A 12,729-nucleotide genomic window follows, 5' to 3' on the forward strand; every position below is an offset into this window, starting at 1 on the left:
CGAGCTTAGTCTGGCATCAATTGAAATAACTGTTCAACGCTTGCGTTGATGTCGCTTTTTTCATCCATATCTTGCTGTAAAAACGCTGCAATTTGAGGATAAATTTGCACAGCAAAGTCCATTTCATGATCTTTACCCGGTTGATAACCACCTAAGGGAATAAGCTCTTTGATGTGTTGATATTTACTGTAAAATTTCTTTAAATTTTTCGCTTTGTTTAAATGTTTTTTATCTACCACTTGCGGCATAACACGGCTGACAGAGGCGCTAATGTCGATCGCAGGATAATGACCTTCTTCTGCAATATCACGGCTTAACACGATATGACCGTCTAATATCGCGCGCACCGCATCTGCAATCGGCTCTTGTTGGTTGTCGCCTTCAACCAATACCGTGTAAATTGCCGTCATGCTGCCTTGTTTGCTTTCGCCATTACCGGCACTTTCGACTAAGCGCGTTAACATACTAAATACGGACGGCGGATAACCTTTAGTAGCAGGCAGCTCGCCAGTCGCTAAGCCAATTTCTCGTTGCGCTTGCGCGTAACGCGTTAATGAGTCCATTAACAGCAAAACATGTTTACCTTGGTCGCGATAATATTCCGCCAGACGATGACACACCTGAGCCGCACGTAAACGCATTAGCGGCGTAGCATCGGCGGGCGCTGCAATTACAACTGCGCGTTGACGACCTTTTTCACCTAAGCTGTGCTGAATAAATTCCAATACTTCTCGACCACGTTCGCCAATTAAACCAACAATAACGACATCGGCTTCGGTATGACGCGTCATCATGCCGAGCAAGACACTTTTCCCCACCCCAGAGCCGGCAAACAATCCTAATCGTTGGCCTTTACCTGGGGTTAATACGGCATTAATCGCGCGTACACCAACATCAATAGTGGCTTGAATAGGATGACGAGATAACGGGTTGGGCGGCAAGGAAAAAAGTGGAATTTCACTGCCGGTGATCGGCCCTAAATTGTCAAGCGGCTGCAATAAACCATCAAGCACACGACCCAATAATTGCTCGCCAACGACAATTTTTTCAATGCCTTTTTGTGGGGTTACCCGAGCGCCGGCATACAAACCCGAAGGGGGTTGCAACGGCATTAAATAAGTGATGTCGCGATTAAAGCCTATCACTTCCGCAGGGATAGGTTTACCTGCCGCGCAATCGACTAAACAGCGCTGCCCCATGATCAATCGACAACCGGTCACCTCAAGGGCTAAGCCGTTTAAACGTACTAAACGACCATAAACTTTGGCGACTGCGCCAAGTTTATTGGTTTGCAGCGGCTCTGAATCCGCCAAAGAATCGACTTTGTCGTCGATAAACTCTGCCAATAATAGCTGTAGCTTATCTTGCAGGGCTTGTTTCATGTGCATGACCTAGTTGTCGACGGGATCTGATGAGCGTGTCGATTCAGCGTCAGTATCTTTTGCAGCATCATCGCTAACAGCATCATCGCTAACAGCCTCGTCGCTAGCAGTTTCGTCAGTGACAACATCAGCTGCGAGTGAGTGATTGTTCGCCAGCAAACTTTGCTCAACATTTGCCATGCATTCGGCAAATCTGTCTTGGGTATCAACGGCGATTTCCATTTGTTTCGAACGAATAAAACAGTCGCCAACAGCGAGTTCACTATCTTCTTCTAACGGCCAACCTTGCAGGGTTTCAATGCCAAGTTCGTTTAAGCGCTTTTTATCTTCGTGATTAAGAAAAATACGCACTTTATCCACTTCGTCGGTCAATGATTGCATTGCTTCTTCAACCAAAGACAACACTTGTCGTGGGTTTAAGGTGAGCTCGGCGCGCACTACCCGTTGGGCAACTTGGGCAACAATGTCGGCAATCAATTTTTGCTGCTCAACTAATTTATGATGAGATAATTGCTCAACTTTTTCTTGGCTCTTAGCAAGTAAAGCTAAGCTGTTATTAAAGAGCTGTTGCCCTTGCACTTTTCCTTGGCTAAAGCCTTGCTGTCGTCCGTCTTCTTCACCTTGGGCTAACCCTTGTTGATAACCTTGCTTTAAGCCTTCTTGGTGACCAAGTTCCACCCCTTGTTGAAAGCCATCTTCAAATTTTGCATTGTGCTCAGCTTGGCTATCAATACTATCCTCTAGCGCAAACTCGTTGTATTCACGAAAGGGAGGAAAACGATGGCGTCGCCATTGTGTTGTCGTTTGATTCACGCTTGCCTTGGTCATTAATTTACTACCTGCTCTTCAAACAATTGCAATGCAAGCTCGCCGGCTTCATATTGCTTGCGGGCAATTTGCATAACTTCAGCACGTGCTTTTTCAATTTGGCTTAACGGCTGTGGACCTAAGTCGGTAATTTGGTCTTCTAATGATTGCACCATGCGTTTTGGCAGCGCAGCAAATAATGCCGATTTAACACTGTGATCGGCACCTTTTAGTGCAACCGCTAACAAGTCTTCAGGTACATCGGCTAAGAAATCTTGTAATACTTCGAGCGACTGTCTGGCTAAAATCATAAAGTCGAACATGTTGTCTTTTATCGCTTCAGCGGTATCTTCACTGTGCAATTTCACCATTTCCATGATGTTAACTTTATCGCCACTGTAACGATTTAAAATGTCTGCCGCTTGGCGTGTGCCATCAACGCGAGCACCTGACTGTTGGGCAACAAATTCAATACAACGCTCTAAAGTCACCTTCAAATCGTTGATCACTGCTTCGCTGATCTCTTGCAAGTTAGCGATGCGATACAATAGTTCATCATGACTGTCTTCAGGCAAATGCATTAATACCGCATTGGCGGTGTCTGGCGGCAAAAACGCCAACATAACCGCCTGCATTTGCTGATGTTCATGGCGGAAAAAACGGGCAAGAATTTCCGGTGGCAACCATTGCAGGCGTTGAATTTCTTTCGAGACAACATCGCCATAAATTGAATCTAACATGCCTCTGGCAAGCTTATTGCCGAGTGCTTTTTCCAATGAATTTTCTAAGTAGTCACGCGATGCGCCACTAATGCCACTTTGCTGGGTGTATTGCTCAAAAAACTGCTCAAGGATAATTTCTGCTTCATTAGTGGCAACACTTGATAAATGCGCCATAGCATCTGAAATTTTTTGCACTTCGGTGCGATCCATGCGCTGCAAAATTTTCGCGGCAAAGTCTTCACCCATGCTTAACAGCAATACCGCCGCTTTGTCACAGTCTGAAAATGAACTTAAGGCATTAACGGGTTCAGGATTAATCGTTTTCACTAATGGTTCGCTCATCGTTTGCTCCGCTCGCTATTGTTAACCCAGTTTTTCAGTACTTGTGCAACACGCACGGTTTCTTTGTCGGCTAATAATTGTAGATGTGTTAACTGAACACTAAATTCGCTGCCCGGTGCCGGTAAATCAGGAATTTTACTGGCGGCTTTTTGCTTAGCGGCTAATTCTTCAGCCGCAATTTCAGCCTCGCTTAACACGGTATTTTCATGGGCTAGCGCAGCTTCTGTTGCAGAGTTTTCAGCAATTGGGTCATGCGCAATATTAAGCTGCTCATCATTGCTGTTATGGCTTTGCAAGCTGATCAAATGTTTCACCAATGGGCGCACACCAAACAGAATTAACGCAAGACCCAGTAACGCGCCAACAATGTAACGTAAGTATTCTTGCCAAACTGGTTCTTGCCACCATTTTACTTCAGGTGCGTTGATCACCTGAGGCGCTACAATAAAGTTGAAACCACTGATATTAAACGCGTCGCCACGTTGCTCTTTAATGCCAACTGCATTTTTAATACTGGCACCAATTTGCGCAAGCTCTGTTTGGCTCCAACCATTTTCGCCACTGGCCGCCTTGTTGTTAAGAATGACCGAGACACTCAGCTGGCTAATGCGCCCTTGCTGATATTTTTTATGAATAATTGAACGACCCACCGAATATTCACGATTAAATTGATTACGCTTAGATAAGGTTTTATTGTCTTGAGCAGCTGCCGCTGCTTCTTCTTCATCCCCTAGCGCTGGTTTTACTGGCGGTTGATTGGTTAATGAGCCTGGCACGCCTAGCGCCATAAAGTCACTCGAGGTTTGTTCTTGACCATTTTCTTTGGCGATAACGGTATTAGGATTAAAGTTTTCTAACGTTTCTTCTACTTCGTTAAAATCTAAATCTGCAGTAACTTGAATACGGAAGTTGTCCATGCCAACGAGCGGATAAATAATATCGCTGGCGCGTTCTCGAATGCGCTCTTCCACCGCTTTTCGATAGTCAGCTTGTTGCATCGACATACGTGCGCCATTGCTGGCATCACTAATACTTAAACTGAGCAAGCGGCCTGATTGATCAACCACAGTAACGTTTTCAGGTTTCATGCCTGATAAACTGCCCGCGACAAGATTAACAATCGCTTCCACTTGACCGTCTTCTAGGCTTTGTCCGGCTTTAAGATCTAACATCACCGACGCCGTTGGCTTTTCTTCATTGCGACCAATAAATAACGTGCGTTTAGGAATCGCTAAATGAACTCGCGCACTACGGATACTTTGCATGGTAATAATCGAACGGGCAAGCTCCCCTTCAAGCGCATGGCGATAGCGCATTGATTCCATAAACTGACTGGTGCCTAAACCTGAATTAGCGTTGAGGTTTTCCATACCCGTTGGTAAGTTAACTTTTACGCCACGTGCCGCTAATGCCATGCGCACGGCGGCTAAGCTATTTTCGGGTACTAAAATTTGGCCAGAGCTAGCATCTAATTTATAAACGGTTTCTTCTTGTTCGAGCAATTCAAGAATGTTGGCTTTGTCATAAAGCTCTTGGTTACCATAAAGCGGGACAAAGTTTTGGCTTGAGGTCCACAAAATAACAACAATGATGGTAGCAATAATGCCCGCTAATAAAGCAATTTGTAGCACTGAACGATTGTCAGACGACATTGAACGCCACTGGCTAAAAATTGATTGCGCTTTAACTTTCGCATTGTCAACTTTCGACACTGACCCTGGCTGAACATCCGGTTGAGAAACAAGTTCCACAATTTACTCCTTACAATGGCATGCGCATAATGTCATCAAAACCCGACATTAATTTATTGCGCACTTGCATTAACACTGAAAAACTTAATCCTGCTTTTTGGCTCATCACCATAGCGCCAACTAAATCATCACTACGACCGGCATCTACCGCCGCCATTTTCGCGCCAGCAGCAAGTTGTTGCTGATTAATGCCATTAACCATGTTGTTCATGGTGTCGCTAAACGATACCGCTTGTGTATTGATGATCGGATTACTTTTAATGTCGCTACTGGCTTGTAACTTCATTAATTCCATTTTATTTTGCAGGGCAATCGCCTGAATATTTGTGTCAATTTTCATAAGTATTCTCAAGATTCGTTAAACTTGAATGCCCTGTTCGCGCATTGCTGCCATTTTGTATCTTAGTGCTCGTGGTGTAACGCCAAGCGCTGCTGCTGTTTTTGCTTTGTGTCCATTAAACTGTGCTAGTGCATCAAGTACATATTGATATTCCGCTTGTTTTTTGCTGATTTCTAAGCCGCTTGCCGTTGGCATATCATCAGCAGGGTGCGCATTAACTAAAGGCGTAGCGCTAATGGTGGCTTTAGCTGCTGGCACTTGCACGGGAAGCATTAAGTCGTCTATTTGCAATTCCGTACCGCGCGCTAAAATAAGCGCCCGTTGAATCACATTTTCAAGTTCGCGCACATTGCCCGGCCATGAATAATTCTGCAGTGCATACTTTGCGCTAACACTAATGCTGTATTCGGCACTGCTCTGATATTTTTTGAGAAAATGTTCGGTCAGTGGAATAATGTCGTCTTTACGCGCTTGCAGCGCTGGCCAACTGAGTGGCAATACGTCGAGGCGGTAATATAAATCTTGGCGAAATAGCCCTTGTGCGACTTGCTCGGGTAAGTTTTTATTACTGGCGGCAATAACACGTATATCAAGTTTTACCCGTTTGTGACTGCCAAGTGCTTCTACTTCGCGCTCTTGTAAAACTCGCAATAATTTCGTTTGTAACACCAGTGGCATTTCTGAAATTTCGTCGAGCAATAAAGTGCCACCGTTAGCCAATTCAAATTTACCCACTTGACTAGCGGTTGCGCCAGTAAAGGCACCTTTGCTATGACCAAATAATACCGCTTCGATCATATTTTCAGGAATAGCGGCACAATTAATGGCAACAAAAGGCCCATTGCGACGCGGTGAATTATCATGAATATATTGCGCTAAGCATTCTTTACCTGTGCCTGACTCGCCGCTGATCAAAACGGTCGCATCGGTTTGTGCTGCGCGATGGGCCAGTTGGATCACTTGGCGAGAATTGGCGGAACAAGCGACAATATTGGCCAATGGTTTACGTAAACATATCGCTTGATCCATCGCTGCCAATAATTGCTGTTCAGTAAAAGGTTTTAGTAAATAATCGGCGGCGCCTAAACGAATAGCATCACCCGCTAATTGGCATTGCTGGCTTTCGACCATCACCAAAATAATGCTTTGCGGATATTGACGCGCAAAACATTTGACAAAATCGAGTAACGTCATGCCCGCAAGACTAGCTGAAACAAGCACCACGGTTGGCGCTAACGTTGACGCCATATCAAAGGCACTTTCGGCGGAAAAACAGCGATGCACAACAACATTATTTGCCGTCATTATCTGGTCATTGGCACGAGTAACGCTAGGCGATTCAACAATAAGTAGCGAAACCGCATCTGATGTCTTTTGACGGCTATGAGTGATTGGTGAAGTCACGATCAGCTGCCCTTGTTCAAAATGATGCGCAAATTCACGCGTCTGTTTTTTTCGCGCTGCGCTGCATCGGCATTATTGTTAACTGGGTATCTATCGCCGTGGGAGCGCACTTCAATAATGGCTGGGTCAACACCTGCTTCTAATAAATAAGCGTATACATCATCAGCTCGTAATTGGGATAAACGTAAATTCTCGCTGGCATGGCCGGAACTATCAGCATGGCCGTCAACCAATATTCGGCTAACCTTAGGCTCAAGTTCAATGAAGCGAACAATATCTGTAAGTTGTTGTTGTTGCTGTTGATTTAACAATAATTCATTGACCGCAAAATAGAAGTTACGGTCACGTACTTGGTCATACGACAGTGGCGACAGCTCACTTAAACATTGAAAGTACTGCTGAAAATTTTCACCGCGCTGCACTGTTGGCAAGACCAGCTGCACCAGAGTTTCGTGGCTGTTATTGGGCTGATAATTAAGTTGAATTCGCCCCCAGTTACCGCGTTGTAGTTGCTGCAATAACTGCTCGACATTATTTTGTTGTGAGACAGAATACCAAGTTGGTTGAGGAAGTTGCTTTTGGCTCCACGGCGCCGGAGAAAACCCAACAGCCACTTGGTCAATAGCTTGGCTATAAAGCACTGAATCAAATACTATTTCCATAGCATAACCGGCATTTTTAATTAAACTAACTTCACCAAAATCACTAACATTTGTCGTTAATTTACAAGAAAATGAACTGCCCTGTTGCTGCCACGTGACTTGGTCTAGTGGCGTCATTAATGGCATTGCCTGACTAAATACTGAAAAAAATACTAACGTAGTCGTCGTTAATTTCCTGATGTTGAAAAAAGCAGTTTTCAAAAGCAGTCCTCTCATTGGTGATTACCAACATCTACTAAAACCCGCGAGATATAAGGCTTATGGGCATTCAAACCCATAAGCCATTACCAGCAAGTGACGCATTCATTTTGCAACTTCATGATCAACAAAGACTCACTAAGCCAGTGACGCAGCGACATAACGTCAGCTTAAAAAGCTAATAGCGACCAAAAAGTTACAAAAATGAAATAAAACAAGAAAAAAAGCGCAGTAAAAAATGAGATAGGAGATACCAGGGCAGATCACCCCCGTGAAGTGCAGTGAGTGTGAACTCAAGCACAATTAACCTTGGTAACCCCACTATCTGGCGTTCAGACTGGTGGCTTTGCGTCCTGACCTCACGATCAGTTTGCCTTTAACTTGTTGCAGCGGATTTAACATCAAATTACATTAAATAACAATAGTTCTCACTTGGCAGTGCCGTAGTTTAATTACAAAAACTCCCCTTTCGCTTCAAGATAACTTCACGACATTTATCGCGGATAATTCGCTGCGATAAGTGTTTGCTGAAACTTTCCTACATCAAAAAAAGAGATTACAAATCTGTAACATTTTACTTTTTAGCTATGCTTATTTTTTGTTGAACATTTAAGCAACTTTATCAATGCGCCGATTTACACCAAGAATGTTTGTAAGCCCGTATAAAACTTGTTGCTTTTGAAAGATTACTAGGTTTAAACTAATAAGCAATTACCCCCAAAAAATACAAAAGTGAGCCAAGAAAGCTCAAAATACTTAGTCATTTCCCTCAGTATTTTAGTTTCTATTTGTATCGGTCGCTTTATTTGTTATTAGCATTTTTTATCTGCGCAACGCCTCAACGCAAGCCAACAGCTTAGTGAGTTAATGTCGCAAATAACGTATTTTTTGGAGAAGTTGTCATGTCCACCTTCAAACGTTCGCCTAGTCAATCGAAGATTTATAGTGCGGACGCCAGTAAAAACATTCAAGCTTATGATTTGTTTGGTGAAAAGCGCCAACAGCTTGAACATTTAGCAAGCCTTAACCGCCAGCAAAAAGCCATTTTAAAAGGCGTCGCATTTGAGTGCATTCGTATTTTCAATGATCACGATTGTAAGCTTGAGCTCAGTAAATTTAGCGAGCAAGAACTGGTCACTGACATCGACCTATCAACAGATACTCAAGAACAATCAGAACAACAAAACAGTACTAACAACAATAAGTTGATTTGGATTCAAGCGAGTAACCAATTAAAACAAAAGGTTTTTTTAGCGGTTAGCTATTCCACACTGTACAGTTTAACCGAGCTCTATTTGGGCGGTCAGCAATCCAATGTCGTTAAACACACGCCAGTGAGTGACATTAGCGAGTCAGAATTACGCTTGCTCGAACGCATACTTTTCATTCACTTAAACGCGTTAGATAATTGCTTTACCATGACCAATGCATGGCAAACACGCATTATCGACCCGCCAAAGGCAATGCCTGCGCAACTGAGTACTTGCGCCTGCTTTAGCGTCGCGGAATTTCAGGCGCTGTGGCAACTTTGGTTACCGCATGATCTGGTCACTATTCCCGCAAAAATTACCGCAAAATTAGCCGAACCCGTCAATCTTTCTGAAAAACTCGCCACCGCTGCGCAATGTATTCCAACAAAGCTGAATGTGGTGTTAGCCAAAACCCAAGTATCCCTCGCCCAGTTAACTGAGCTAATTGAAGGGGATTTATTACCAATAGAGCTGCCCGAAATTGTTGACGCCTATGCTGGCGAACAAGCCATTGCACAAGGCAAAATTGTCGATCGCAACGGCAATTTAGTGATGCAAGTTACCCAAGTTCAACCGCTTAATGTCTAAGGAATAAAAATGAACGATTTTAATGTAGATAACCTCGATTTAAATGTTGATGAACTCGACGGCCTAGACGATATCGAGGTAACCGAGCCACAAGAAAAACCAGCGCCCAAAAGAGATTTAAGTTTTTTTCACAACATTCCTGTCGATGTTACCTTGGAAGTGGCTAGCACTAAATTAGTGCTCGGCGATTTAATGGAGCTAACCTCAGGCGCAGTGATTGAATTAGACAAACTCGCCGATGAAGCACTAGATGTAAAAGTGAATGGCCAGCTGTTAGCAAGCGCCGAAGTTGTTGTGGTTAACGGTAAATACGGTATTAAGTTAATCGATATTGTTGATGATGTGCTAACAGGTTTTACTCAATGAAAAGCAAGTTATTGTTGCTAGTCACTTTACTGATTGGTTTTACCGCGCCTGCCTATGCAGACTTAACCTTGTTCTCGATGAGCGAAGGTGGGGTAAAACAAGAGTACAGTGTAAAGCTGCAAATATTGCTGATGATGACTGCCCTCAGTTTATTGCCAGCAATGCTGCTAATGCTCACCAGTTTTACCCGTATCATTGTGGTATTAGCCATATTAAGACAAGCCTTAGGTTTACAACAAACACCGCCAAATAAAGTCCTTATTGGCATAGCGTTAACCTTAACCATTTTGATCATGAAACCGGTGTGGACCGATATTCATCAAAATGCATTTATCCCATACGACAATGAAGAGATCAGCTTAAATCAAGCGGTTAATATTGCAAAAGTACCTCTGCAAAATTTCATGTTGGCACAAACACGCGAAACCGATCTTGAGCAAATGCTTAAAATTGCCAACGAACCTGCACTAGCGCCCGGTCAAGAAATTCCGTTTGTAGTGTTAATGCCGGCATTTGTTTTAAGCGAGCTAAAAACCGCCTTTCAAATTGGCTTTATGTTATTTATTCCATTTTTAGTGATCGACCTTGTCGTTGCCAGCGTGTTAATGGCGATGGGTATGATGATGTTGTCGCCGCTCATCATTTCCTTACCGTTTAAACTGATGGTGTTTGTGTTGGTAGACGGCTGGGCAATGACCGTAGGCACGCTAACCGCCAGTTTTGGAGGAGTCTGATGTCGCCAGAGCAAATTGTCACCATTATGAGCCAAGGTATTAATACCATTATCGTTATGGTGGCAGTGCTTATTATTCCTGGCCTTATCGTTGGTTTAATTGTCAGTATTTTTCAAGCAGCCACCCAAATTCAAGAGCAAACGTTAAGCTTTTTACCGCGCTTAATTGTCACCTTATTTATGCTTATTTTCTCAGGGCATTGGCTGTTGAAACAACTGCAAGATTTGTTTAATGAGCTCTTTCATAACATTCCTAACCTCATTGGCTAGCGATGACCATTAGCACACCTGAGTTGATGATGATAATGGGCAAACTATGGTGGCCATTTATTCGCATTGCCGCCGTACTCTGGTTAATGCCTTTTTTTGGCGACCCGCGAATTACGCCAACCGTACGTATTTTATTTGCCTTAATTATTGCCATTATTATTGCGCCAATCATGCCAGCGATGCCCGCAGTGGACCCCTTTTCACTCGCGAGCGTTACCTTGGCGGTTGAACAAATTGTCTTTGGTGTTGTATTAGGGCTAAGCCTGAACATGCTGTTTACTGTGATGATCATGGTGGGGCAATTTGTTTCAATGCAAATGGGACTTTCCATGGCGATTATGAACGACCCCGCCAATGGCGGAAGCGCACCGATTATTTCTCAGATCATGATGATATTTGCCACCTTGCTGTTTTTGGCGTTAAACGGTCATCTGATCGCCATCGATATTATTATTGAAAGCTTTCGCACTTGGCCGGTTGGCAGCAGTGTTTTTCAATTAGATTTACACAAAGCCATTATGCTTTATGGTTGGATGTTTGGCGCGGCGTTAATGTTGTCGATGCCAGCCATTATTGCCATGTTACTCGTTAATATTACTTTTGGTGTTATGAACCGCAGTGCGCCATCGCTGAATGTTTTTTCGTTAGGCTTTCCAATGGGCATGATGATGGGGCTAATTTGTTTAAGCCTAGTATTTAGTGCCATTCCGAGTCGGTTTTTAGACTTTACCGTTTATGTGTTGGCGCAAATGCGCGCCATTATCGGAGGGTAAATGTCAGAAAACAGCAGCCAAGAAAAAACTGAAAATGCCTCGCAACAAAAAATAGATAAAGCGAGGAAAGAAGGACAATTAGCCCGTTCCAAAGAGCTTAACACCGCCGGCTTGTTATTAATGGGCGGCATTGCATTTTTATGGTTCGCGCCAAAATTTAGCGAAATGCTAACCAAATTAACCACGCGGCAATTTCAGTTAGATCGCTACGCGACTCGAGAAACCGGAGTAATGGCGCAATATTTCACTCAGGCCATTATTGATATGTTAATGGTGATCGTGCCATTCATCGCCTTTTTAAACCTGCTGTTATTATTTCTTAGTTTGATCCCCGGCGGTTATGTCTTTGCCTTAAAGGCGGTGCAGCCTAAATTAAGCAAACTTAATCCGTTAAAGGGCTTAAAGCGCATGGTTTCAAGCGAAGCTTTGGTTGAGCTGATCAAGTCGATACTTAAAATTAGTTTGATCACCGCCACCTTATTCATCATTTTGCATTATTACTGGCATGAACTGTTTCTAATGGCGCAAATGCCGTTTGTTGAAGCGATTGAAAAAGGGCTTAAAATCGTTTCCTTGGCTTTTATCATTATGGGCAGTTCACTGATCACGGTTGCCCTGATTGATATTCCCTATCAACGTTTTGCCATGTTGAAAAAACTCAAAATGACCAAGCAAGAAGTCAAAGAAGAGCATAAAAATGCCGAAGGTCGTCCTGAGATAAAACAACGCATTAAACAAATTCAGCGCCAATTAAGCGAATCAAGACTCGAGCAACAAGTGCCCAATGCCGATGTGGTTTTGGTTAACCCGACCCATTACGCTGTGGCAATAAAATATCAAGCCAGCCGCGCAAGTGCGCCATTCGTGGTGGCAAAAGGCGTTGATAACATGGCTGCCCGCATTAAAGAATTGGCAAAAAAACATCAGGTTGAAGTGGTGGCATCGCCCGAGTTAACCCGCGCGGTTTATTATTCCACCCAAGTTGAACAAGAAATACCGGGCGCACTGTATACCGCAGTCGCCTATGTACTAACTCATATTATGAAACTTAAAGCCTATCGAGATGGCCGCGGCCAAAAACCGCAAGCAATGCCAACTTTTTCCATCCCTGACTCATTAAAACGTTAATTGTAGAGGTAAA

13 protein-coding genes and 1 riboswitch are annotated in these 12,729 nt (G+C 43.6%); of the genes, 6 read left to right on the forward strand and 7 right to left on the reverse strand.

Annotated features, from left to right (window positions below):
* Positions 1-5 precede the first annotated feature (5 nt).
* From ACRRSQ_RS08225 to ACRRSQ_RS08255, 7 genes are read right to left on the reverse strand one after another with little or no spacing between them, the layout of a single operon-like run.
* Positions 6-1,382 (reverse strand): FliI/YscN family ATPase, encoded by a 1,377-nt coding sequence (locus tag ACRRSQ_RS08225; protein ID WP_440875235.1) that lies wholly within the window; start codon positions 1,380-1,382, stop codon positions 6-8.
* Positions 1,383-1,391: 9 nt separating this feature from the next.
* Positions 1,392-2,210: a FliH/SctL family protein gene (locus ACRRSQ_RS08230; protein ID WP_440875236.1), complete on the reverse strand. Its 819-nt coding sequence runs from the start codon at positions 2,208-2,210 to the stop codon at positions 1,392-1,394.
* Positions 2,210-3,253, reverse strand: a complete 1,044-nt coding sequence (locus ACRRSQ_RS08235) for a FliG C-terminal domain-containing protein (protein WP_440875237.1) — start codon at positions 3,251-3,253, stop codon at positions 2,210-2,212. Before ACRRSQ_RS08235 ends, ACRRSQ_RS08230 begins: the two co-directional genes overlap by 1 nt.
* A complete protein-coding gene (gene fliF / locus ACRRSQ_RS08240) occupies positions 3,250-5,004 on the reverse strand; it encodes a flagellar basal-body MS-ring/collar protein FliF (protein WP_440875238.1) in 1,755 nt (584 codons plus the stop codon). Before fliF ends, ACRRSQ_RS08235 begins: the two co-directional genes overlap by 4 nt.
* Before the next feature lie 10 nt (positions 5,005-5,014).
* Positions 5,015-5,344 carry a flagellar hook-basal body complex protein FliE gene (locus tag ACRRSQ_RS08245; RefSeq protein ID WP_440875239.1) on the reverse strand — a complete coding sequence of 110 codons (330 nt, stop codon included), beginning with the start codon at positions 5,342-5,344 and terminating at the stop codon, positions 5,015-5,017.
* 18 nt (positions 5,345-5,362) lie between these two features.
* The gene (locus tag ACRRSQ_RS08250) at positions 5,363-6,748 is read right to left on the reverse strand and encodes a sigma-54-dependent transcriptional regulator (RefSeq protein ID WP_440875240.1); all 1,386 of its coding nucleotides are present in this window, start codon (positions 6,746-6,748) and stop codon (positions 5,363-5,365) included.
* 2 nt (positions 6,749-6,750) lie between these two features.
* Positions 6,751-7,611 carry an OmpA family protein gene (locus tag ACRRSQ_RS08255; protein WP_440875241.1) on the reverse strand — a complete coding sequence of 287 codons (861 nt, stop codon included), beginning with the start codon at positions 7,609-7,611 and terminating at the stop codon, positions 6,751-6,753.
* Between the two features lie 305 nt (positions 7,612-7,916).
* A riboswitch (cyclic di-GMP riboswitch) is annotated at positions 7,917-7,993 on the reverse strand.
* Positions 7,994-8,510: 517 nt separating this feature from the next.
* Between ACRRSQ_RS08255 and ACRRSQ_RS08260 the strand changes: the two genes are divergently transcribed.
* Genes ACRRSQ_RS08260 through flhB form a run of 6 tightly spaced genes read left to right on the forward strand, consistent with a single transcriptional unit; the run spans position 8,511 to position 12,716 of the window.
* Entirely contained in the window at positions 8,511-9,446 is a 936-nt protein-coding gene (locus ACRRSQ_RS08260) for a FliM/FliN family flagellar motor C-terminal domain-containing protein (RefSeq protein ID WP_440875242.1), read from the forward strand.
* A 9-nt stretch (positions 9,447-9,455) separates the two neighbouring features.
* Complete coding sequence (gene fliN, locus ACRRSQ_RS08265; RefSeq protein ID WP_440875243.1) at positions 9,456-9,812, forward strand: flagellar motor switch protein FliN; 357 nt, start codon at positions 9,456-9,458, stop codon at positions 9,810-9,812.
* Entirely contained in the window at positions 9,809-10,546 is a 738-nt protein-coding gene (fliP, locus tag ACRRSQ_RS08270) for a flagellar type III secretion system pore protein FliP (RefSeq protein WP_440875244.1), read from the forward strand. The genes fliN and fliP overlap by 4 nt, the downstream gene beginning before the upstream one ends.
* Positions 10,546-10,815 carry a flagellar biosynthesis protein FliQ gene (gene fliQ / locus ACRRSQ_RS08275; RefSeq protein ID WP_440875245.1) on the forward strand — a complete coding sequence of 90 codons (270 nt, stop codon included), beginning with the start codon at positions 10,546-10,548 and terminating at the stop codon, positions 10,813-10,815. Before fliP ends, fliQ begins: the two co-directional genes overlap by 1 nt.
* 2 nt (positions 10,816-10,817) lie before the next feature.
* Complete coding sequence (fliR, locus tag ACRRSQ_RS08280) at positions 10,818-11,588, forward strand: flagellar biosynthetic protein FliR (protein ID WP_440875246.1); 771 nt, start codon at positions 10,818-10,820, stop codon at positions 11,586-11,588.
* Entirely contained in the window at positions 11,589-12,716 is a 1,128-nt protein-coding gene (gene flhB, locus ACRRSQ_RS08285) for a flagellar biosynthesis protein FlhB (RefSeq protein ID WP_440875247.1), read from the forward strand.
* Positions 12,717-12,729 lie beyond the last annotated feature (13 nt).

Source organism: Thalassotalea sp. PLHSN55, assembly GCF_052030545.1.
Taxonomy (GTDB): domain Bacteria; phylum Pseudomonadota; class Gammaproteobacteria; order Enterobacterales; family Alteromonadaceae; genus CANMXU01.

Excerpts from the sequence above, each read along its gene's own strand:
- ACRRSQ_RS08225 (WP_440875235.1), bottom strand. The coding sequence starts at position 1,382 with ATGAAACAAGCCCTGCAAGATAAGCTACAGCTATTATTGGCAGAGTTT.
- ACRRSQ_RS08230 (WP_440875236.1), bottom strand. The coding sequence starts at position 2,210 with ATGACCAAGGCAAGCGTGAATCAAACGACAACACAATGGCGACGCCAT.
- ACRRSQ_RS08235 (WP_440875237.1), bottom strand. The coding sequence starts at position 3,253 with ATGAGCGAACCATTAGTGAAAACGATTAATCCTGAACCCGTTAATGCC.
- ACRRSQ_RS08245 (WP_440875239.1), bottom strand. The coding sequence starts at position 5,344 with ATGAAAATTGACACAAATATTCAGGCGATTGCCCTGCAAAATAAAATG.
- ACRRSQ_RS08260 (WP_440875242.1), top strand. The coding sequence starts at position 8,511 with ATGTCCACCTTCAAACGTTCGCCTAGTCAATCGAAGATTTATAGTGCG.
- fliN (WP_440875243.1), top strand. The coding sequence starts at position 9,456 with ATGAACGATTTTAATGTAGATAACCTCGATTTAAATGTTGATGAACTC.
- fliP (WP_440875244.1), top strand. The coding sequence starts at position 9,809 with ATGAAAAGCAAGTTATTGTTGCTAGTCACTTTACTGATTGGTTTTACC.
- fliQ (WP_440875245.1), top strand. The coding sequence starts at position 10,546 with ATGTCGCCAGAGCAAATTGTCACCATTATGAGCCAAGGTATTAATACC.
- fliR (WP_440875246.1), top strand. The coding sequence starts at position 10,818 with ATGACCATTAGCACACCTGAGTTGATGATGATAATGGGCAAACTATGG.
- flhB (WP_440875247.1), top strand. The coding sequence starts at position 11,589 with ATGTCAGAAAACAGCAGCCAAGAAAAAACTGAAAATGCCTCGCAACAA.